Source organism: Bradyrhizobium sp. BR2003 (assembly GCF_009720285.1).
In the GTDB taxonomy this organism is placed as follows: Bacteria; Pseudomonadota; Alphaproteobacteria; order Rhizobiales; family Xanthobacteraceae; genus Bradyrhizobium; species Bradyrhizobium elkanii.
The window spans coordinates 83,756-104,874 of record NZ_SMYJ01000048.1; the positions used below are offsets into that span (position 1 = coordinate 83,756).

Below are 21,119 nucleotides of genomic sequence, written 5' to 3' on the forward strand. Positions count from 1 at the left end.
AACCGCGTCCCACTTTTCCGGATCATGCTGTGATGGAGCCGATCTTTCGCGTCGACGGCGACCGCGTCGTCACCAGTCCCGATGCCGCGGGTCCCTGGGACCCGCGGATGCAGCATGGCTCCGCGCCGGCGGCGCTGGTGGTATGGGCGGCCGAGGCCATTCCGACGCCGCTGCCGATGCGGATCGCGCGCGTCACCATCGACCTGATGCGCCCGGTGCCGGTAGCGCCGCTGACGGTATCGAGCGAGATCCTGCGCGACGGCCGCAAGATCCAGCTCTGCGGCGTCAGGCTGCTCGCCGACGGTGTCGTGGTCGTTTCGGCCAGCGTGCTGAAGATCAAGCAACAGGCGGCCGAATTGCCGCCGGACATCACAGCGCTTGCGGTCGATCTGCCGGGCCCCGACGAAAGTATGATCGAGCCGGGCAACCTTGCGAACAGTCCGTTCGTGAAATGCATCTCGATGCGGGCCGCGCGCGGCCGTTTCGGCGTGATGGGACCCGGCGCGATCTGGTTCCGCGTCGACCGCCCGCTGATTGCCGGCGCCGCCGTCTCGCAGGCGATGCGGGCAGTGGTTGCCTCGGACTTCTCCAACGGCACCTCGCCGGCGCTCGATTTCAGCCGATGGACCTTCATCAACGCCGATCTCTCGGTGAGTCTCGCGCGCGAGCCGGTCGGCGACTGGATCCTGCTCGACGGCCAGTCCTGGATCGGGCCCGACGGCGCCGGGCTTGCAATGTCGCGGCTCGCCGATCAGCGCGGCTATTTCGGCCAGGCGGTCCAGAGCCTGGTCATCGAGCGGCGCTAGCTCGGGCTATGTTTCTTCGACCTCCCCCTAAAAAGGGTGAGGTCGCTTTGCCCGCCAGAGCAAAGCAGGTGGGAACAGCTCTCTCGACTTGTAGCATCGCCTGGGGCTGACACCCATCCCGACCTTCCCCTTTCAGGGGGAAGGTGAAGTCCGGTCACGTCTACTGTGCATGGGGTTGTTTCACCGATTCGCGGTGCAGGAGCGCCAAGCGACTGCCCCTGCGGCAAAAATAACTCCGCTTCCCGGGAACGGTTGGCGGCACGTGCGAGTTTCGCTCCCGTTAGGGGGTCCCATGATGCGTATTGATCCCGCCGCCGGCATCGTGGCCATGGCCGTCCGGCGGCTGTGTGATGTGTCGGCCGGTGTCGACGCCCGGCCGCCGCAGGGACAGACGCGATGAAGCCTGGTCCGTCCTCGGAACGCGCGGTCATCCTCGCCGCGAGCGAGCGGGACGCCGTCAAGACTGCCCACCTGATCAAGGAAGCCGGCTATTACGCCAACATCTGCGCTGACCTCGCCGAGCTCGAACGTCAGATCGCAAACGGGGCGGGCCTTGCCATCATTGCCGACGAGGTGATCAAGGCCGCCGACCTCGCCGGCCTGACGCACTGGCTGAACGAGCAGCCGTCATGGTCGGATTTTCCCATCGTGCTGATCAGCGAGAAGGGGGGACCCGAACGCAATCCCGAAGCCGCGCGGCTCGGCCGGGCGCTCGGCAATGTCACCTTCATCGAGCGGCCGTTTCATCCGACCACGCTGGTAAGCCTGGTCGCCGCGACGGTGCGCGGCCGCCGCCGCCAATACCAGACCCGTCAGATCCTCGAGGATCTGACCGAGAGCGAAGGTCTGCTGCAGACTGCGCTCAATGCCGGTCATCTCGGCGCGCTCGAGCTTCATCTGCCGGATTTCGAGCTCGAGGCGTCGCCGACCTGCAAGACCTATTTCGGGCGCAGGCCGGGCGATCCCTTCACCTATCAGGATCTCTTGGACGCGGTGCATCCCGACGACCGCGCCCGCCGGAGCGAGATCGTCGAACAAACGTTGCGCACCGGCTCGGATTATCGGATCGAATACCGCAACATCTGGCCCGACGGCACCGAGCACTGGGTCGACGTGCGCGCCCGTGCGGTGCGGCGGCCTGACGGCGTCCTCCGGTCGCTGGTCGGCGTCTGCTCCGACATCACCGCGCGCAAGACCGCGGAGATCGAGCGCGAGGCATTGCTGGCGCAGCTTGCCGCCGAGCGCACCGCACTCGCCGAACTCACCGCGACGCTGGAGCAGCGGGTCGAGCAGCGCACCGCCGACCTGATGAAGGAGGTCGCCGCGCGCGAGCGGGCGCAGGAGCAGCTCCGCCATGCGCAGAAGATGGAGGCGATTGGCCAGCTCACCGGCGGCGTCGCGCACGACTTCAACAATCTGCTGATGGCGGTGATGGGCAATCTCGATCTGCTGCGCAAGCGGATGCCGGAGGATCCGCGCCTGCGTCGCCTGGTGGACGGCGCATTGCAGGGCGCCGAGCGCGGCGCGTCGTTGACGCAGCGGCTGCTGGCATTCGCGCGGCAGCAGGATCTGCGCGCGGTGCCGGTCGATCTCGGCGCGCTGGTGCGCGATATGAGCAATCTGCTCGAGCGCTCGCTCGGACCGCGCATCATGCTGCGGCTCGACATTCCCGAGGGGCTGCCGCTGGCCTGCGTCGATAGCAACCAGCTCGAGCTTGCGGTCCTCAACCTTGCGATCAATGCACGCGACGCGATGCCGGATGGCGGCCTGATCGAGATCCGCCTCGCGGCCTGGCAGGCGAAGAATGATCCGACGCTGCAGCCTGGCGACTATTTGAAGCTCTCGGTGATCGACAGCGGCACCGGCATGTCGCCGGACGTGCTGAAGCGCGCGATCGAGCCGTTCTTCTCGTCGAAGCCGGTGGGCAAGGGCACCGGGCTCGGCCTGTCGATGGTGCATGGGCTCGCCGTGCAGCTCGGCGGCGAGCTGCAGCTGTCGAGCGCGGTCGGCAAGGGCACCACGGCTGCGCTGGTGCTGCCGGTTGCAACGGCGGTGCCGGAAGTCGAGAGCCCGGCGCCTGCGGCGCAGACGGTCAAGCGCTCGGCGGTGATCCTGCTGGTTGACGATGATCCGTTGATCGCGATGTCCACCATGGAAATGCTGGAGGACCTCGGTCACCGCGTGATCGGCGTCAATTCCGGACCGCAGGCGCTCGAAATCCTCAGGAGCGACCAGGAGATCGACCTGATGATGACCGATCACGTGATGCCCGGCATGACCGGCATCGAGCTCGCCGCGGCTTCGCGCAAGGTGCGGCCGCAGCTCCTGGTGCTGCTCGCCACCGGCTATGCCGAACTGCCCGACGGCACCCAGGTCGACCTGCCGCGGCTGGCCAAGCCCTACCACCAGGATCAGCTGCGCGACCGGCTCGATCGGTTGCTCGGGCAGGGGATGCAGCGGCCGGCGGCGGCTGGCACCGACAGTCCCGCCACACCTTCCGCCTTGTCCCCGTCACCCTGAGGTGCGAGCGGAGCGAGCCTCGAAGGGCGCCGGCCCCGCTGGTGCCGCAGGCGGAGATAGCGCGCGCCGACACATCGGGGCCGTGCATCCTTCGAGGCGCGCGAGAGCGCGCACCTCAGGATGACGGGACCAGCAATCGTCGTGCGAGCATCTTACCCCACCATGCGGTCGCGGCCGGTCCAGAAGCGCGCCTTCAGCACCTTCTTGTCGACCTTGCCGACGCCGGTCATCGGCAGCTCCTTGACGAACTGGATCTGCTTCGGCGCGTGCGCCGAGCCCTTCTTCGCCTTCACCAGTCCGATCAACTCGTCGGCGTCGGGCGTCGCGCCCTCGCGCGCGACCACGACGGCAGTGACGGCCTCACCCCATTTGTCGTCGGGCACGCCGACCACGGCGACCATCGCGACGTCGGCATGTTGCGACAAGACATCTTCGACTTCGCGCGGAAAAATGTTGAAGCCGCCGGAGACGATCATGTCCTTCTTGCGGTCGAGGATGAACATGTAGCCGCGCTCGTCCATGCGCGCGATATCGCCGGTGTGCAGCCAGCCGCTCTTCAGTGTCTCCGCCGTGATGTCCGGCCGCTTCCAGTATTCGGCCATCACATGCGTGGCGCGCACGCAGATCTCGCCGGCCTCGCCGGTCGCGACCTCCTGGTCGTCCTGATCGAGGATCTTGACCTGGCAGGCGGCGATCGGGAAGCCGCACGACAGAAACAGGTCCGGCGTCTTCGGGTCATGATCCGCCTTGCGCAGCACCGAGACCGGATAGCATTCGGTCTGGCCATAAAGCTGCGAGAACACCGGGCCGATCCGTTCGATGCCTTCGACCAGCCGGCTCGGCGACATCGCCGAGGCGCCGTAGAGCAGGAGCTCGAGCGAGGAGAGGTCGGTCTTGTCGAGCGCGGGATGATCCAGCATCACATAGATCATGGTCGGCACGAACAGCGTGAAGTTGATCTTCTCGCGCGCGATGGTCGTGAACACGGCCTCCGGATCGAACCCTTTCAGCATGTGCACGGTACCGCCGCGCATCAACGTCGGCAGCACCTTGGTGCCGGCGACATGGCTGATCGGCGCCACCGTGAGGTAGCGCGGCGTCTCCGGAATCTCGAAATCGGCGAGGATGGCGGCGGCGAAGCCGCCATATTCGCGGTGATAACGCAGCGCGCCCTTGGATTTACCGGTCGTGCCGCCGGTGTAGTTCAAGGTCGAGATGTCGTCCTCGCGGGCGAAGCTCTTCGCGCTCGCGCTGCCGGCATCCTCGGCCACCTGCAACAGGTCGGCGCCGTAATCCGCCGGGCCGAGCGTGAACACGGCCTTGAGGCCCCGTGCCTTCGCCGCGAGCTCGCCGCCGCGATCGCGAAACGTGATGCCGTCGACGATCAGCATCTGCGCTTCGGAATCCTCGATCTGGAACAGCTGGTCGTCGAGCGAGCCCAGCGGATGCAGCCAGGTGATCGCGAGCCGCGACAATTGCGCGGCGACGCCGGCGCACCAGCTGTCGGCGCGGTTGGCGGTGAGCAGCGCGACGCGGGTGCCTGGCGCAAAGCCGAGCCGCATGAAGACGCTCTGCATTCGTCCGATCAGGTCGGTCGCGCCCTGATAGCTGAGCGATCCGCCCGGCCATGCGAAGGCGATGCGCGACGGATAGCGCGCCAGCGCCCGCAAGGTCTGTTCGCACACCGCCGGAAATGCATAGAGCGGATTGCTCATCTCGTTGTCCCTCCCGCCTTTGTCTTTGGCTCTTGTCGTGCCAATGTTGGCGGCAACGCTAACACAATGATGATGGGAAGAAACAACTTGTCCGCCGATCTTCTCGCGCGTTTTCGCGATCGCCTGCGGCTGCCGCTGATTGCAGCACCAATGTTCTTGGTCTCCGGTGTCGAGCTGGTGGTAGCCGCCTGCCGCAACGGCGTGATCGGTTCGTTTCCGACGGTGAATTGCCGTGAGACGGAACAGCTCGATGCCTGGCTCGGCGACATCGCGCGCCGCCTGCAGGCGCATGCCGATGCAACGGGCCAAGCAGCCGCGCCGATCTGCCCGAACCTGATCGTGCATCGCTCCAACACGCGGCTGGCCCAGGATCTCGCCGTGCTGCTGCGGCACAAGCCGGAGCTTGTGATCACCTCGGTCGGCTCGCCCGCGCCGGTGCTTGGCCCTCTGCACGATGCCGGCGCGCTTGTTTTCGCCGACGTCGCCTCGATCCGCCATGCCGAGCGCGCGGTCGCGGTCGGCGCCGACGGGCTCGTGCTGCTCACCGCGGGTGCCGGCGGGCAGACCGGCTGGCTCAATCCGTTCGTGTTCGTCCGCGCGGTGCGCGGCTTCTTCGATGGACCGATCGTGCTTGCCGGCGGCATCAGCGACGGCCACGCGCTCCGCGCCGCGGAGGCGCTCGGCTGCGACCTCGCCTATATGGGCACCAAGTTCATCGCGACGCGCGAGAGCATGGCGGACGGCAGGTACAAGCAGATGCTGGTCGACTCCACCGCCGACGACATCCTGCTCACGACGGCGTTCACCGGCCTGCAGACCAACATGCTGCGGCCCTCGATCGAGGCCGCCGGTCTCGATCCCGACGACCTGCCGGCACGCGGCGCGATCGACATCGGCAAGGACATCGACATCGGCGCCCGCGAAAGCCGGCCGAAGCGCTGGCGCGATATCTGGAGCGGCGGTCACTCAACCTCCGGGGTCACCGGGGTGCTCGGCGTCGACGAGCTCGTGGCGCAGACGATCGCGGAGTATGAGGCGGCGAGCGGACGGGTGCGGCTCGCCTGATCCGCCGCGAAACAGCAGCAGCTCAAATCCCGCCCGCCCGCTTAACGCGGCATTAACCATGCCAGTCCCAACAATAGCGTCACGGGCCGCCACGGCTGGCCGCCCGGCAGTTTGTGGGAATGCGACATGGCCCTTGAGGCGCTCTCCAAGACCCCGGCAACGCTCGACGAGCTCCGGACCCGGGTGTTCTACGCCCTGCAGCGGCATCCGCTGTGCCGTCAGATCGAATTCGACATCGTCAGCACGCCGCGCACCCGCCGCACCAACTGGACGGTCAGCATGCACACGATCCAGCCCGGCGCCCTCTGGACGGCGCACGAGATCGTCGCCGACATCCAGGAGGCCTATGAGCTTGATGCCGCGGCCTGATTTTCCGGCCGTTTCGGGACAATTTCACCTATTTGGCGTCGTCACGGCATGGTACCGCCGCATTTCACGCGCAGTTTGCAGTGACACCGGCCGGCAATGGAGTAGTTTTTGACCAGAGCCATCACCCTCGCCGCGCTGACATGCTTCCTCCTCGCCGGCGCCGCGATAACAGCCATTTTGGGCCGTGACAGCCTGCCGGCGGCGCAGGCCGACATTGGCCCGGTCGCCAACCGTGCCAGCAAGCAGGACAAGCTCGCCGTCACGACACTTGCCGCGGCCTCGTTTGAGGCGCCCCAGCCGATTGAGCCTCCCGCCAATCCGTCTCCGCTCCTGTTGCGGGCGCAAGCGGCGATTCCGGGCGCCACCGACACCGTGCGCCAGGCCTATGCCTCCGTCGAGCCCGCTGATATCGGCCTGCCGAAGATTACCGACCCCGTCGATGCGGCTCAGCCGAAGATCGCCGAGCCCGCACCCGCGCCGGTCGCCCCCGCGCCGCCGAAGCCCAGGGCTGCGGCCAAGCCGGCGCCGCAGAAGAGCTACGCGCTGCTTAGCGACGCCCAGATCGCCGGCATCAAGGACCGGCTGAAGCTGTCGTCGTCGCAGGAATATTACTGGCCGGCGGTCGAGACCGCATTGCGCGCCGTCGCCCGCAAGATCCACGCCAAGCGCCAGGGCGATCCCGCCGTGGGCAACATACCGATCGATCCGGACTCCGAGGAGGTCCAGCAGCTGAAGTCGGCGGCGATGCCGCTGCTGTTCCAGCTCCGCGAGGATCAGAAGAACGAGGTCCGTTCGCTGGCGCGCCTGATCGGCTTGGAACGTGTCGCTGCGATGATCTGAGCGCAGGGGCCGGCCGAGCCGGTTCTGCGCTCCTTATGTTCTAGAGAGCATGATCCGGAAAAGTGGAAACCGGTTTTCCGAAAGATCATGCTCAAACCAGAGGCTAAAGCGCGATGACGATTCGACCCAATCTCATCCCGCTTTAGAACGAAGCATAAGCATTTCGAAATGCGATGGCGCCAGCCAGCGAGCGCGGCCGCGTGCGCACGGCATGCCCGTCGTTGCCGCTCTGCACGATCCACTGGCCGTTTTCGTGACCCACGATCTTGCCGACGTGATGACGCCAAACCACGATCGCACCGACCGAAGGGCCGCCGGCATTGGTGCCGTAGCGCGCCCAGGATCGGGCCAGATTGAATTGCGGACCGGGATCGCTGCCGACCTGGGTGCGCATGAACCACCCGCACCACGCAGCGGGGCGACCGGAATGTGCATAGTGCCGATGATGATGGTGACGGCCGCGGGCTTCGGCAGTTGAAGCGAACGCCAAGAGAACCGCCACAGCGGCTAGAAGTTTACGCATTACAAAATCCTTCTTGCTGTTGGCAGACCATCCATGTTGTGGGGAAAGCGCAGCGATGATCTGCGATTGGCTTGCGAAGTGACCGCATCGGTCAGGCGACGCAAAACGAAGGCGGGGCACGGCCCGCGCGTGCGTTTAAGAAATGCGCTATGGCCAAAATATGGCCGGTCCGTCCCATCCGGCGGCCGCGCCATTGCCGAAGACTTCAGCCGTGGTCCGCGCGATGGCCGGTAATTTGATTATCGCGGATGTTCTGTCGGACAACGACGCGCTGCCGAGCCGGCCAGCCTGGGATCGGCTGCGGGTCTTGAATCAGTGAGGTGTGGTGATTGTAAGTAGCGATCCGTTGCCGTCCGTAGGCCTGGACCGATCGATGATTCCGGACGCCGTTCGACGTGGCGCGAAGCTCGACCGGAGCTGTTCGCTCCGGGAGTGGCCGTTGCATTGAAGGTGCGCTGACCCTAACGAGCAGCCCTCGCAAGCTTCTCACTACAATACTCTTTCTTCTCCACTACTCGCGCCAGCCGGCTCGACACACGCCTTCGGCAAACCTCGTGAACCGGCGTCCGGCCTGCATCGCCTGCCGACACGGCTCTCCCGGATTGGTCCGATCGCTCCCTACCAGACTTTCGACTTGCATTTGTTACCGCGATCGCGTGTGGCGGCCGTGCCGAGGCGTCGAGGGAGTGGCGCCGGTTTGTGAATGCGTATATGGAACGTCTTTCCACATATGCAGAAACCATGCCTGGAGAGTTCCGATGGCGGATGCCGCGATCAAGTCGGCACGGCGCGTGTTCGAGATCATGGAATTCTTTGATCGCGCGCGTCGACCGCTCGGCCTCAAGACGATCTGCGATGAACTCCGCTACCCCGTCTCAAGCGGCGCGGCGATGCTGAAGAGTCTCGTGACGCTGGGCTATCTGGAGTACGACCGCAAGACGCAGACCTATCTGCCGACCATGCGGATCGCGGTACTGGGGCGTTGGGTGTCGGAGCAGCTGTTCGGCGAGATCAGGATGCTGCCGCTGATGGAGGAGTTGCGCGAGCGCACCCGTGAAACGGTGATCGTGGGAACCCAGAGCGACATCAGCGCCCAATATGTGCATGTGCTGCGCTCGAACCAGGCACTGGCCTATTCGGCCGAGCCGGGATCGCTGCGCCCGCTGGCGCGCTGCGGCGTCGGTCTGACCTTGCTCAGCAGCAAGTCGGACGAGGAGATCGACACGCTTGTCTACCGCAGTAATCATGCGGAGCCGGTGCGCAGCCACCGCGTGGCGCTGAAGGACGTGATGACGAACGTCGCACGCATCCGCAAGCAGGGCTACTTCTTCTCCCGCGGCCTCTACAGTGAGGGCATCGGCGTGATTGCAATGCCGCTGCCGCAAGCGCCGTTCACCCGCAGCTTCGTCATTGCTCTTGGCGGGCCGGTGTACCGCCTCGAGCGGCATCTCGATCAGAACGTCGCGGCACTGCTCGGGGCGATCCGTCGGTTCTTGCCGAAGAACGCAAAAGCCTGATCTCGCATTTCCATGGATATGGAAATGACCGACATATCCATGTAGCGGATTGCGAGCTGCATCCTCCCCGATCTAACTTGCCGGCGAACGACGAGCCGGTTTGCACATCGCCCGGCACAATCGCTCGGGAGGACAGGCGGCGTGGACTTTGCGCAAGGAGAAGGCGACGAGATCATCGCCGAGACGATCGGGCGCTTCGCGGTTGACGAACTGCGGCCTCGTCTTCGCGAGTTCGAGGCGGCTCGTGCGGTCAGCGAAAGCGTGCAAGAGCGCTTCGCCGCGCTGGGCTTCGCGGCGCTGGATATCGCCGAGGACGCCGGCGGTGCCGGGCTCGGTCTGCTCGCTCGTGCGAGGATCAACCGTTTGCTCGCTGAAGCCGACGCCGGCGCCGCGCTTGCGCTGGACCGGTTCGCGCCGGCGATCTACGTGATCGAGACCTTCGGCGGCGTCGAGATTCTGAAGTCGCTTGCGCCCGACCTCGCGCAGTCGGATGTCCGCTTCGCCCTGGTGATGGATCCTGGCGCCGGGGATGTTGCGGGTGCGCGCGTCGCCGGCCAGGTGGCCTGGACGCCTGCGGCCGGGGCGGACGTGCTTGTCGGCCTTGGTCCACAGGGCGCATGGGCGTTGAAGGAAGGCTTTGCATTCGAGCCCGTCCATGGCGCGGCCCTGCACGCCGCAGGCGCAAGCAGCGTCAAGTTTGACGGCACGCCCGCTCTGGCGTGGCACGATCCGGTGCGCGCCGCGCGCGCACTGGCGCGGATCAGCGTCTACTACGCGTCGTTGATCTGGGGTGTCCTGTCCGATGCGGCGGGGTTTTCGCGCAGCTACGCGCTCGACCGTGTCGCGTTCGGCAAGCCGATTGCCCATCATCAGGCGCTCGCATTCCTGATCGTCGATATGCACGTCGCGGTCGAGCGGCTGGGACTTCTGATCGAAGACGCGGCTCTCGCGATCGACGCTGGTGAAGGCCGCGCCGTCGGTGCGGCGGCGGCTGCCTTCGTCGATGCTATCGACGCGAGCCGCTTCGTCGGCCCGAATGGCGTTCAGATCCTCGGCGGCCACGGCTTCATGCGTGATTTTCCCGTCGAGAAGGCGATGCGGGACTGTCGTGCGCTCGGCCTGCTGGCGGGTGGATACGATGCCGCGCGCGAGCAGGCTGGCGCGGCGCTTGCGGCCACAATCTCGGAGAGGATCGTCGCGTGAACAATTTCAGCGCCGCGCTCAATGCGTATATCGAACAAGTCCGGGAGTGGGGACAGCGCGAGGTCCGGCCGGCCGGATTGGAGGCCGATCGTAACGGCGCGCCGTTGCCGCCCAATCATCGGTATTTCGCTGGGTATGTCGCCTTCCGAAAGACGCATCCCGCGTTGATCGAAGACGGCGCGGTGCCTGAAGGTCCCGCGGTCCGAATGGCAGCGATCAATGAGGAGAATGCCTACTGGGATCGCGGCATGGGTGTCGCCGCGCCAGGGCCGGGACTGCCGGCGCCGATCGTGACGGCCGCCGGAACGCCAGAGCAGCGCGAGCGCTTCCTCGGGCCGTTCCGCGGCACTGGCATCCCGCGCTGGGGCAGCTTCGCGCTGACGGAGCCGAGCGGAGGCTCGGACACGGCGGCGTTTCGCACCCGCGCGACGCGGACCGACCGCGGCTATCTGCTCAATGGTGCCAAATGCTTCATCGGCAATGCCGCGCGCGCCGACTGGGTGCTGGTGCAGGCCAATCTCGATCCCGACAAGGGCCGGGCCGGTCAACGATCGTTCTTTGTCGAGCGCGGCAACTGCGGCATGACCGGAATCAAGATCGAGAAGAAGATGGGGCTCCGCGCCTATGAGTCGGTCTCGTTCATCCTCGAGGACTGCGAGGTGCCGCACGACAACATCCTGGGCGGTGAGCGGCCTGACCCCTCCTCGAAATCGAGCGCCTACGGCGCGACGATGGGGACGCTCAACACGACGCGCGTTGGCGTTGCGGCGAGTGCCGTCGGCCTGGCGCGCTCCGCCTATGACGAGGCCTTGAATTTCGCCAAGCAGTCAGGCGCGTTCCGGTCGACACGGGTGCGCGATCGGCTGGAGATGATGTACCGGCAACTGCGCGCGGCCTGGCTCATGACGCTGCGAGCGGCCTGGAAAGCGGACAACAGAATTCCCAACGTCGTGGACGCCTCGATGGCCAAGGTGTTTGCCGCGGAGACCGCCCAGGATCTCGCCAGTGCAGGCATGGAGATCGTCGGGCTTGAGGCAGGTGCCGGTCATCACCTCGTCGAGAAGCTGTTTCGCGATGCGAAGGCGCTGAACATCGTCGAGGGCACCGGACAGATCCAGCGCATCATCATGGCGAGGAACCTCGTCGCACTGCCGCGCTGACGCGATCCGAAACATTTGCATGGATGGTCCCTTGAACAATATCCTCCGCCCATTGGACGCGGCGTCGATCGCCGCCTTTCTTGCACCGCGCGCGATCGCCGTCATCGGCGCCGCTCCCGCCGAACAGCGCTCGATCCGCGGCCTGTTGCTGCTGATGCTGCGCCGCGCCGGCTTCACCGGGCCGATTGCACCGATCAATCCGAGTTACCGCGAGGTCAACGGCTTGGCCTGCTACCCCGCGATTGCCGCGGTCGAGTTCCCGATCGACCTCGCCATCATCGCGCTCCCGGCGGAGCTGGTCTGCGACGTCGTCGAACAATGCGCCGCAGCCGGCGTTCGCTGGGCGATCGTCATTTCCTCGGGCTTTGCCGAAGAAAGCGCGGCGAAGGCCGAACGGCAGTTGCGGCTGTCGGACATCGCGCGACGCACCGGGATCCGGATCTGCGGTCCGAACTGCGAGGGATTCTACAACGTCCGCGGTCGCATCGCGGCGACGTTCAGCTCGGCGGCGGAGCCCTTGCATCGCGGCCCGGCACAAAACGCGGCTGCAAGCCGCGTGGCGATCGTGGCGCAGAGTGGGGGCCTCGGCTTCTCGCTGCTCAGTCGCGGACGCGCCGCCGGCCTCGAGATCGGGCATGTCGTCACGACGGGCAATGAGTGCGACCTTACCGCGGTCGACTTCATTGCGCATTTTGCCGGCGATCCCGGCTGCGCCGCCATCATTGCGTACCTTGAGGAGGTCCGCGACTTCGAGCGCTTCGCCGTCGCGGCGGATAAGGCGCGTGCGGAGGGCAAGCCGGTGATCGTGATCAAGATCGGCCGCTCCGACGCTGGCCGCCGTGCGGCTATCGCGCACACTGCAAGCGATACCGGTGTGGCTGCGGATTTTGACGCGATGTTCGCCGCCACCGGCGTGATCGCGGTCACCGATCCCGACGATGCGGTTGCGGCAGCGCTTGGATGCTTGACCAATCCGGTTGCCGCCGGGCGTCGCGTCGGCATTGTCACGACGGCAGGGGGCGCTGGAACCGTGCTGAGCGAGTGCCTGACGGAAGCAGGGTTCAACGTTCCCCTATTGGATCAGAAGCTGCAGGCACGGCTTCGACCGACGTTCCCCTCCTATGGCTCCGCCGCGAACCCCGTCGACGTCACCGCGCAAGGCATCTTCACTGGTGGCGTACTTCAGTCGCTCGAGCTGCTGCTTGACGGCGAGGAAGTCGATTCCGTCGTGCTGGCGCTGTCCCTGTCGAACGAACGCAGCATCTCGCTCGACGTGGAGGCGCTCAGCGCGCTCCGCGCGCGCCGGTCGAAGCCGGTCCTGATCTACAGCTACACCTTGCTGTCGTCCTTCGCGCGCGAAGCGCTCTCGGCTGCGGGGTTTGCGGTGTTCGAGCGGGCCCGGGACGTCGTTGTCGCGATGCGGGCACTGAGCACAATCCGCCACGACCATGCGCATGCATTCGACCGCGGAGCCATCGCATCATGATCAGCTTTGATATCACAGACGAGCAAAGCCAGATCCGCGACATGCTCGTCGCGTTCGCGAAGAACGAGCTGGCGCCGCGGGCACGGCAAGCCGACGAAGCGTGTGTCGCGTCGGCCGATGTGCTCGACGAAACGTGGTCCCTCGGGCTGGTTTCGCTCGCGATTCCGGAGGCCTATGGTGGCAGCGGCGCGCCGCGCTCGGCGCTGACCGGCGCATTGATGCTGGAAGCGATGGGCACCGGATGCACCGGGCTCGGCGGCACCGCCGTTGCGTCGTCGCTGTTCGTCAACCCGCTGATCGACCTCGGGTCGGACGCACAGAAGAAACGTGACCTGCCAAAATTCTGCGGGAGCCTCCGCCGCGTGGCCACGCTCGCGCTGCACGAGGATTCGTTTGCATTCGATCCGTCGCGGATCGTCACCCGGGCCGAACCGGATCGGGACGGTTGGAGGGTCACCGGCGTCAAGCGGCTGGTCCCTCTCGGCGAGGAAGCCGAGGACATGCTGGTGCTGGCGCGGGCATCCGACGCGCCGGGCATCGACGGGATCAAGGCCTTCATCGTCGCTCCACGTGCCGAGGGCGTCACGATTGCCCGCGAGAGCGGCACCATCGGGCTGACGCCGATGCGCTTTGCCCGGGTCGAACTGGCCGGCGTGTTGCTTCCGGCTGACGCGATCCTCGGCGAGGGCGGTGGCGCGGATATCCGCCCCCTGCTGGCCAGCCTGCGCATCGGTGGTGCGGCGCTCGCCGTGGGGCTGGCGCGCGCGGTCACCGATTTCGCGATTCCGTACGCCAGGGAACGCGTTGCATTCGGCGAGCCGATCGCGAAGAAACAGTCGATCGCCTTCATGCTCGCCGACATGCACATCGAGTGCGACGCCATGCGCTGGCTGGTCTGGAAGGCAGCTGCCGCGTTCGACCGGGGAATAGATGTTTCGAAAACGGCGCTCCTTGCGCAGAATTACGTCAACCGCCGCGCGATCAAGATCGCCGACGACGGGCTGCAGATATTCGGCGGCCACGGCTATATCCGCGACCTTCCGCTCGAGTTGTGGCTGCGCAACGCGCGGATGCTGACCATCCACAGCGCGCTCGCTGCGGCGTGAAGGAGCAGGGCATGGTGAATTTCACGCTTTCGGACGGCGATCGGGACATTCTTTCGGGAGTAGCCGAAGAGGCAAAGGCGAGCGAGAAATACGCGCGCCACTACGACACGCACGAGGACGAAATCCTGCCCAAGGCGTTTGCCGAGGCCGCGGCGTTCCCCTCGCTGCTTGAGCGGATGCGGCGCCGTCCGAGCGACGGCACGCCATCCGTGATCATGCAGATGCTGATCAAGATCGAGCGCGAAGCGCACAACGGCGTGCCGTTGCGCCAGGCGCCATCGGCGCTGGGCAATGCGGCGCTGGGCGCGGCCGGCACGCCCGCCCAGCAGAAGCGGTGGGGGCATCTGATGCTGGCGATGTCGATCACCGAGCCCGGTGCCGGATCCGATACCAAGGCGATCCAGACGACCGCAGTGCTCGACGGCGACGAGTGGGTGCTGAATGGTGACAAGATCTTCGTCACCAACGGCGTGCGGTGCCACGGCACGATCGTCTGGGCAACCGTCAACAAGGCCGCCGGTCGCGGCGGCATCAAATCGTTTCTGGTGCTGAAGGGCACGCCCGGGTTCGAGCTGGTTCGCAAGGAAAAGAAGCTCGGAATTCGCAGCAGCGATACCGCGGCCTACGCGTTTCGTGATTGTCGCATTCCGCGCGACCATCTGATCGGTGACGACGAGCACGTGCCGCAAGGCGCGGACGAGGGCTCCGCCTCCTACAAGGGCGTCCTCAAGACGTTCAACATCACCCGTCCGACCGTCGCCGCTGGCGGGATCGGAAAGGCGCTCGGCGCTTTCCGCTATGCGCGGGATCATCTGGCCGCGGAAGGGATCGCGGTCGACTGGGACAAGGGGCCACACGATCGGAGATCGACGGAGCAGACGCTGCTGGAGCTCGAGGCCGACATCGAGGCCGCGACGCTGACGGTGCTGCGCGCAGCCTGGCTCGCCGCACGCGGCGAACCCAACAACCTCGAGGCATCGGTCGCAAAGGCCAAGGGCGGCGAACTCTGCCGCAGCGGTCCGCAGCGTGCGATGGAGCTGTTGGGGGCAATAAGCCTCAGCCATGATCATCCGGTCGAGCAATTCCTGCGCGATGGCCGCATCACCGACATCTATGAGGGCACCGGCCAGATTCAGCGGCTCGTCATCGCGCGTGCCATCCTCGGGTATTCGTCGGCCGAGCTCAGTTGAACGCAGCCCCCAGGCCAAGGCCTGGCGCGCTCGATCGACGGAAATTTCCGGACAGGAGGAGTTTTGATGCGTGAAGCTGTGATCGTTTCGACGGCGCGGACGCCGATCGGCAAGGCTTATCGAGGCGCGTTCAACAATACGACGGCGCCGACGCTGGGCGGCCACGTCATTCGCGCGGTCGTCCAGCGCGCCAGGCTCGATCCAGCCGAGGTCGACGACGTGGTGATGGGCGCCGCCCAGCAGCAGGGAACCTCCGGCAACAACGTCGCCCGTCACGCCGCGCTGCGCGCCGGATTTCCTGACAGTGTCGCCGCAATGTCGATCGATCGCAAATGCTCGTCCGGTCTGATGGCAATCGCGACCGCTGCGAAATACATCATCAATGACGGTGCACCGGTCGCGATCGGGGGCGGCCTGGAATCGATCAGCCTGGTACAGAACGACAAGGTCAATCGTTACCGGGCGTGGGACGATTGGATCCTCCGCCATGCGACGGGCCTCACGAGCTCGATGATCGAGACCGCCGAGCTCGTCGCGGAGCGTTACGGCGTCAGCCGCGAGGCGCAGGACGAGTATGCCCTGCGGTCGCAGCAGCGGACCGCGATAGCGCAGGCCGAAGGCCGCTTCGATCGGGAAATCGTGCCGTTCAAGACCGAGATGACGGTCACGGATCACGCCGGCGGCGAAACCTCCGTCAGGGAGGTTACGCTGACGCTGGACGAGGGCAATCGTCCACAGACCACCCTTGAGGATCTCGCGAAGCTCAAGCCCGTGTTCGCCGGCGGGCGCTTTGTCAAGCAGGGACGATTTGTCACCGCCGGAAATGCCTCGCAATTGTTTGACGGCGCCGCGGCGGTGCTGCTGATGGAAGCTGCGGAAGCGGAGCGGCGCGGCCTTGAGCCGCTCGGAGCCTATCGCGGCATGGCGGTTGCCGGCTGTGCGCCGGAGGAGATGGGCATCGGCCCGGTCTTCGCGGTACCCAAGCTGCTCGAGCGCAACGGACTGCGAATCGACGATATCGATCTCTGGGAGCTGAACGAGGCGTTCGCGTCGCAGCTGCTGTATTGCCGCGACCGGCTCGGCATTCCTGACGAGCGGCTCAACGTCTCGGGCGGCGCGATCGCGATCGGTCACCCCTATGGCATGACGGGGGCGCGCTGCGTCGGGCATCTACTGCACGAGGGGAGGCGCCGCAAGGCCCGCTATGGCGTGGTGACGATGTGCTGCGCAGGCGGCATCGGCGCCGCCGGCCTGTTCGAGATTTTTCCTGGAGGGACTGCATGAGCAAACGCGAGGCCGATCTGTCGGAAGTGCAGCAGCACATCCTCACCGCAGAGCGCGACGCGGCGCGGATCGATGGTGTGAGTGCCGATACGCCGCGGATCCCGATCAAACGCGTCGGTATCCTCGGCGCCGGCACGATGGGCGGCGGCATCGCCATGAACTTCCTGTCGATCGGGACTCCCGTGACGATCGTCGAGCGTGACCGGGCCGCGCTGGAGCGCGGGATTGCCACGATCCGCCGAAACTATGAGCGCGCTGTGAGCCGCGGCCGCCTCGCCGCTGAGGACGTCGAGCGCGCGCTGGCGCTGCTGACGCCGAGCCTTGTCATCGACGAACTTGCCGACAGCGATCTCATCATCGAGGCCGTGTTCGAGAATGTGGCGGTCAAGAAGGATGTGTTTCGCAAGCTCGATGCGATCGCCAGGCCGGGCGCCATCCTGGCGTCGAACACCAGCCGGCTCGACATCGACGCGATTGCCGCGGAGACGCGCCGGCCCGAGGCGGTGATCGGCCTGCACTTTTTCTCGCCGGCGAACGTCATGCGGTTGCTGGAGATCGTGCGCGGGGCGAAGACCGGACCGTCGCAGCTTGCGACCGCGATGGACCTCGCCGGCCGGATCGGCAAGATCGCCGTCGTTTCCGGCGTCTGCCCGGGGTTCATCGGCAACCGCATGCTGGGCCGGCGACAGGCGCAGGCGCAAAGGCTGATCCTCGAAGGGGCAAGACCCTGGGACGTCGACCGCGTGCTGACCGAATTCGGGTTTCCGATGGGGCCGTTCCAGATGAGCGATCTGGCGGGCCTCGATCTCGGCTGGCGGCGCGAGACCTCGAAGGGCGATAGCATCCGCGACCTGCTGTGCGAACGTGACCGCCGCGGACAGACGTCGAAGGGTTACTACGACTACGACGCCGAGCGTGTCGCGACGCCGTCGCCGGAAGTCGAGGCACTCATTGCCGAGTTTGCAAGCAGTCGCGGCTATCGCTCGCGCCAGGTCGCCGACGATGAGATTCTGGAGCGGCTGCTCTATCCGATGATCGACGAGGGGATGAAGATCCTCGATGACAGTATCGCGCAGCGCGCGTCTGACATCGATGTGGTCTGGCTCAATGGCTACGGTTGGCCTGCGCGCACGGGAGGCCCGATGTTCTGGGCGGAACGCGTCGGGATCGGCCGCATCGCCGCGCGTCTTCAGTTCCATGCCGACAAGCTCGGTTCGGATGCCGCACTGTCGCCGCGGCTCGCACGCAGCGCCGCATCGGCTGGACATGCCGACTGACCGGCGGCGCATTTCGTCGCAGGAGAGCCCGGCGTCGAATTCGGTGCGAGCGTCGTTGCCGGCTTTCGCTTTCTGCGCCGGCCGCAGTTTCCATATCCATGGAAGTGCGCGTGCGTCCCGCGCGGATGAGGCGGATCGCGATCGGTGACGATAGGATCGCTGCAATGGCCGGTGTTGGTCGCCCGCTTCGTGGCGCCCGATCGCAAAGAGCCCATCGTAACAGCTGCGCGTGACGCAGCAGCCACGCCACAAGGGAAACGCTCCGGATGTCTGAAGATGTTATCGCCGTATCGCGACCCGTCGCGACCGCAAGCCCTGGCTCGCGTGCCCTGACGATCAGCGCGTGGTCCTGGATCGGCTACGAGGCGACGCGGATCCCGTATCTAGTTCTGCTCAAGATCTACATCTTTGCGCCCTATGTCAGCAAAGTCATGATCGGCGATCCCGTGCTCGGGCAGACGCTGTTTGCGCGATACGGCTTTGTTGCAGGTTTGGTCGGAGCCGTGACCGTGCCGTTTCTCGGCGCCTCGCTCGACCGGATGGGCCCGCGAAAGCCGTGGATCACGGCCTGCATCCTGATTTCGCTGCCGCTGCTGGTCGGCCTGTGGTGGGCGAAGCCGGACCGCAGCGGACTGTCGGTCGCCGCCGTGCTGATGATCGTGATGGCGCTCAATTTGCTGTTCGTCTATTCGGAGATCCTGCACAACGCGATGCTGGGACCGGCGGTCGGGATGTCGCGGGTTGGCCGCTACTCGGGTATCAGCCTGGGCGTCGCAAATCTCGTGTCCGTTTCCATCATGATGTTCTTGCTGTGGGGATTTGCGCTCCCCGGGCAGTTGCATTGGTTCGGCATCCCCGATCAGCCGCTGTTCGGCTTCTCGCAGGCAAGCCACGAGATGGAACGCTTGATCGGGCCGCTGATCGCGGCGCTGGCCTGTGCCGGTCTGTTCATGCTGTTGCGCTTCACCATCGACGCGCCGGCATCCGGCGAGACCTTCGTGAGGGCTGTGCGCCTCGGCTCAAGGGACGTGTTCGCCCTGATCGCCGGTCTGCGACAGCAGCCGAACCTGCTGAAATTCCTGGTCGCACGGACCTTCTACGCTGACGGCTTTCACACCCTCATCATCTTCGAGGGCATCTACGCCTCGGGCGTTATGGAATGGCACGGTTTCAAACTGCTGAGTTTTGCCGTCGTCAAGATCGCCTTCGCGGCTCTCGGCGGCTTGCTCGCGGCAAGCCTGAACGTGCGCCTCGGCACGCGCCGCGCCATCATCGTTCAGATATCGATGACGGTCGTTCTGCTGGTCATGGTCCTCGGCACGACGCCGGACCGGATGATCTTCTTCTGGCCGCATGATCCGGCCGCGCCGGCGCTGTGGAGCGGCCCGGTTTTTCGTACGCTGCCCGAGGTCGCCTTCATGCTGCTGTCGGGATCGATGACGGCATTCGCGGTAGCCTCGATCGCGTCGGGGCGCGCCATGATCATCCAGATCGTGCCGCCGATGCGCGTCGGCGCCTATTTCGGGCTGTTCGGCCTGACCGCCAGCACGACGGTCTGGATCGCCCCGATGCTGGTTGGCATCCTGACAGCGCGCTTTCAGTCCCAGGCCGTCGGTCTCGTGCCGATCGCCGTGCTGTTGACCCTCGGCGCGATCGGTATGCTGCTCGTCAAGGGTGGCGACCGGCTGGAGGCGTGAGCGTGGCTGGCAGGGGTGGTCGGGTGAGCGATTGGGCCAAGCACGCCGTCTGGTGGCATGTGTATCCGCTCGGCTTCGTCGGCGCCGAACGGGAGGCCGGCGCGTGTGGGGGCGTTGTGCATCGCCTGGACCATCTTGTCCGGTGGCTGGATTACGCCGTGGAGCTCGGCGCATCCGGCATCCTGCTGGGGCCGATCTTTGCCTCATCGACCCATGGATACGACACCACCGATCACCTCCTGATCGACAGGCGGCTTGGGGACGACGCGGACTTCGATGCATTAATCGCAGCAGCCCGTTATCGCGGTCTGCGCATTCTCCTGGATGGCGTGTTCAACCACGTCGGCCGCGAATCGCTGCGCTTCCGTCGCGCCGTCGCCGGCGGTCCGCAATCGCCGGATGCCGCCTGGTTTCGCTTGACCTGGCCGCCGGACGGAAGCGAGCCTGATTGCGCGACCTTCGAAGGTCACCACCAGCTTGTAACGCTGAACCATGACGAGCCGGTGGTCGTCGACTATGTTATCCGCGTAATGAATCATTGGCTTGATCGCGGTGCCGATGGTTGGCGCCTCGACGCGGCCTACGCTGTCCCGCGGCAATTCTGGCAGCGTGTCTTGCCTGCGGTTCACGCGCGGCATACGGACGCCTACATCTTCGGCGAGGTGATCCACGGCGATTATGCCAGCTTCGTCGACGAAACCGGTGTCGATGCCGTCACGCAATACGAGCTTTGGAAGGCGATCTGGAGCGCCCTGAACGATCGCAATTTCCATGAGCTCGCATGGGCGCTCGCGCGGCACAATGTCTTGATCGACCGGTTCATGCCGCAGACATTCATCGGCAATCACGACGTCACGCGGATCGCGAGCCAGCTTCTGGACGAACGGCATCTCCCGCACGCGCTGGTCATCCTCATGACCTGTGGCGGCACGCCCTCGATCTACGCCGGTGACGAGCAGGCGTTCCGCGGGATCAAGGAGCGCCGTGCCGGAGGCGACGACGCGATTCGTCCGGCCTTTCCGGCGGCGCCAGCCGAGCTGGCGCCATTCGGCTGGCCGGTCTACCGGCTACATCAGGAGCTGATCGGATTACGGCGGAGACATCCATGGCTGCTTCGGGCGAAGTCCCGTGTGATCGAGCTTCGCAATTCCGACCTTGTCTTCGAAGCATTCGATGAAGGCAATCGGCTATGGGTTGCTCTGAACCTGGCCGACGCAGCAGTCGTACGCACCATCGACTCCGGCGTCGAGAGGCTCGCAGGATCAGCTGCGGTGCGCAGGGCAGGAGCAAGGACTGAGCTCACGCTGCTGCCGCATGGGTGGGCTGTCCTGGGCTAGCGGCAGTCTGCATTGATGATTACC

General features: G+C 65.8%; 17 protein-coding genes. 15 read left to right on the forward strand and 2 right to left on the reverse strand.

The features are described 5' to 3' along the window. Positions 1–32 precede the first annotated feature (32 nt). Both E2I15_RS37150 and E2I15_RS37155 read left to right on the forward strand, forming a co-directional pair. The gene (locus E2I15_RS37150; RefSeq protein ID WP_137476726.1) at positions 33–806 is read left to right on the forward strand and encodes a thioesterase family protein; all 774 of its coding nucleotides are present in this window, start codon (positions 33–35) and stop codon (positions 804–806) included. A gap of 396 nt (positions 807–1,202) precedes the next feature. Then, the gene (locus tag E2I15_RS37155) at positions 1,203–3,326 is read left to right on the forward strand and encodes an ATP-binding protein (protein ID WP_137476727.1); all 2,124 of its coding nucleotides are present in this window, start codon (positions 1,203–1,205) and stop codon (positions 3,324–3,326) included. A gap of 152 nt (positions 3,327–3,478) precedes the next feature. On the opposite strand, the gene E2I15_RS37160 is transcribed toward E2I15_RS37155, so the two are convergent. Then, the gene (locus tag E2I15_RS37160; RefSeq protein WP_137476728.1) at positions 3,479–5,041 is read right to left on the reverse strand and encodes an AMP-binding protein; all 1,563 of its coding nucleotides are present in this window, start codon (positions 5,039–5,041) and stop codon (positions 3,479–3,481) included. A gap of 66 nt (positions 5,042–5,107) precedes the next feature. On the opposite strand from E2I15_RS37160, the gene E2I15_RS37165 reads away from it, so the two are divergent. The 3 genes from E2I15_RS37165 to E2I15_RS37175 all read left to right on the forward strand — a co-directional run bounded on the left by E2I15_RS37165 (position 5,108) and on the right by E2I15_RS37175 (position 7,315). After that, the gene (locus E2I15_RS37165; protein WP_170991394.1) at positions 5,108–6,106 is read left to right on the forward strand and encodes an NAD(P)H-dependent flavin oxidoreductase; all 999 of its coding nucleotides are present in this window, start codon (positions 5,108–5,110) and stop codon (positions 6,104–6,106) included. 126 nt (positions 6,107–6,232) lie between these two features. Continuing rightward, positions 6,233–6,475 (forward strand): hypothetical protein, encoded by a 243-nt coding sequence (locus E2I15_RS37170; protein WP_137476729.1) that lies wholly within the window; start codon positions 6,233–6,235, stop codon positions 6,473–6,475. Between the two features lie 108 nt (positions 6,476–6,583). Beyond that, entirely contained in the window at positions 6,584–7,315 is a 732-nt protein-coding gene (locus tag E2I15_RS37175; RefSeq protein WP_137476730.1) for a hypothetical protein, read from the forward strand. Between the two features lie 142 nt (positions 7,316–7,457). Here E2I15_RS37175 and E2I15_RS37180 read toward each other — a convergent pair whose 3' ends face one another. Further along, positions 7,458–7,709, reverse strand: a complete 252-nt coding sequence (locus E2I15_RS37180) for a C40 family peptidase (protein ID WP_137476731.1) — start codon at positions 7,707–7,709, stop codon at positions 7,458–7,460. 887 nt (positions 7,710–8,596) lie between these two features. Between E2I15_RS37180 and E2I15_RS37185 the strand changes: the two genes are divergently transcribed. From E2I15_RS37185 to E2I15_RS37230, 10 genes are all read left to right on the forward strand, one after another. After that, positions 8,597–9,355: an IclR family transcriptional regulator gene (locus E2I15_RS37185; protein ID WP_137476732.1), complete on the forward strand. Its 759-nt coding sequence runs from the start codon at positions 8,597–8,599 to the stop codon at positions 9,353–9,355. A 141-nt stretch (positions 9,356–9,496) separates the two neighbouring features. Then, positions 9,497–10,558 (forward strand): acyl-CoA dehydrogenase family protein, encoded by a 1,062-nt coding sequence (locus E2I15_RS37190; RefSeq protein ID WP_137476733.1) that lies wholly within the window; start codon positions 9,497–9,499, stop codon positions 10,556–10,558. Next, positions 10,555–11,718 (forward strand): acyl-CoA dehydrogenase family protein, encoded by a 1,164-nt coding sequence (locus E2I15_RS37195; protein ID WP_137476734.1) that lies wholly within the window; start codon positions 10,555–10,557, stop codon positions 11,716–11,718. Before E2I15_RS37190 ends, E2I15_RS37195 begins: the two co-directional genes overlap by 4 nt. 31 nt (positions 11,719–11,749) lie before the next feature. Continuing rightward, the gene (locus tag E2I15_RS37200) at positions 11,750–13,204 is read left to right on the forward strand and encodes a CoA-binding protein (protein WP_170991395.1); all 1,455 of its coding nucleotides are present in this window, start codon (positions 11,750–11,752) and stop codon (positions 13,202–13,204) included. Next, positions 13,201–14,310 carry an acyl-CoA dehydrogenase family protein gene (locus E2I15_RS37205; protein WP_137476736.1) on the forward strand — a complete coding sequence of 370 codons (1,110 nt, stop codon included), beginning with the start codon at positions 13,201–13,203 and terminating at the stop codon, positions 14,308–14,310. The genes E2I15_RS37200 and E2I15_RS37205 overlap by 4 nt, the downstream gene beginning before the upstream one ends. Before the next feature lie 11 nt (positions 14,311–14,321). Beyond that, on the forward strand, positions 14,322–15,500 hold the full coding sequence (locus E2I15_RS37210; protein WP_137476737.1) for an acyl-CoA dehydrogenase family protein: 1,179 nt from the start codon (positions 14,322–14,324) through the stop codon (positions 15,498–15,500). A gap of 66 nt (positions 15,501–15,566) precedes the next feature. After that, complete coding sequence (locus E2I15_RS37215; RefSeq protein ID WP_137476738.1) at positions 15,567–16,784, forward strand: acetyl-CoA C-acyltransferase; 1,218 nt, start codon at positions 15,567–15,569, stop codon at positions 16,782–16,784. Then, entirely contained in the window at positions 16,781–18,061 is a 1,281-nt protein-coding gene (locus E2I15_RS37220; protein ID WP_137476739.1) for a 3-hydroxyacyl-CoA dehydrogenase, read from the forward strand. Before E2I15_RS37215 ends, E2I15_RS37220 begins: the two co-directional genes overlap by 4 nt. A gap of 266 nt (positions 18,062–18,327) precedes the next feature. Next, positions 18,328–19,758 carry an MFS transporter gene (locus E2I15_RS39435; protein WP_137476740.1) on the forward strand — a complete coding sequence of 477 codons (1,431 nt, stop codon included), beginning with the start codon at positions 18,328–18,330 and terminating at the stop codon, positions 19,756–19,758. A 23-nt stretch (positions 19,759–19,781) separates the two neighbouring features. After that, entirely contained in the window at positions 19,782–21,095 is a 1,314-nt protein-coding gene (locus tag E2I15_RS37230; RefSeq protein WP_137476741.1) for an alpha-amylase family protein, read from the forward strand. The last annotated feature ends 24 nt before the right edge of the window (positions 21,096–21,119 follow it).

Coding starts and splice junctions, on each gene's coding strand:
- E2I15_RS37150 (WP_137476726.1), top strand. CDS start 33: ATGGAGCCGATCTTTCGCGTCGACGGCGACCGCGTCGTCACCAGTCCC.
- E2I15_RS37155 (WP_137476727.1), top strand. CDS start 1,203: ATGAAGCCTGGTCCGTCCTCGGAACGCGCGGTCATCCTCGCCGCGAGC.
- E2I15_RS37160 (WP_137476728.1), bottom strand. CDS start 5,041: ATGAGCAATCCGCTCTATGCATTTCCGGCGGTGTGCGAACAGACCTTG.
- E2I15_RS37165 (WP_170991394.1), top strand. CDS start 5,108: ATGATGATGGGAAGAAACAACTTGTCCGCCGATCTTCTCGCGCGTTTT.
- E2I15_RS37170 (WP_137476729.1), top strand. CDS start 6,233: ATGGCCCTTGAGGCGCTCTCCAAGACCCCGGCAACGCTCGACGAGCTC.
- E2I15_RS37180 (WP_137476731.1), bottom strand. CDS start 7,709: ATGCGCACCCAGGTCGGCAGCGATCCCGGTCCGCAATTCAATCTGGCC.
- E2I15_RS37185 (WP_137476732.1), top strand. CDS start 8,597: ATGGCGGATGCCGCGATCAAGTCGGCACGGCGCGTGTTCGAGATCATG.
- E2I15_RS37205 (WP_137476736.1), top strand. CDS start 13,201: ATGATCAGCTTTGATATCACAGACGAGCAAAGCCAGATCCGCGACATG.
- E2I15_RS37210 (WP_137476737.1), top strand. CDS start 14,322: ATGGTGAATTTCACGCTTTCGGACGGCGATCGGGACATTCTTTCGGGA.
- E2I15_RS37215 (WP_137476738.1), top strand. CDS start 15,567: ATGCGTGAAGCTGTGATCGTTTCGACGGCGCGGACGCCGATCGGCAAG.
- E2I15_RS37220 (WP_137476739.1), top strand. CDS start 16,781: ATGAGCAAACGCGAGGCCGATCTGTCGGAAGTGCAGCAGCACATCCTC.
- E2I15_RS39435 (WP_137476740.1), top strand. CDS start 18,328: ATGTCTGAAGATGTTATCGCCGTATCGCGACCCGTCGCGACCGCAAGC.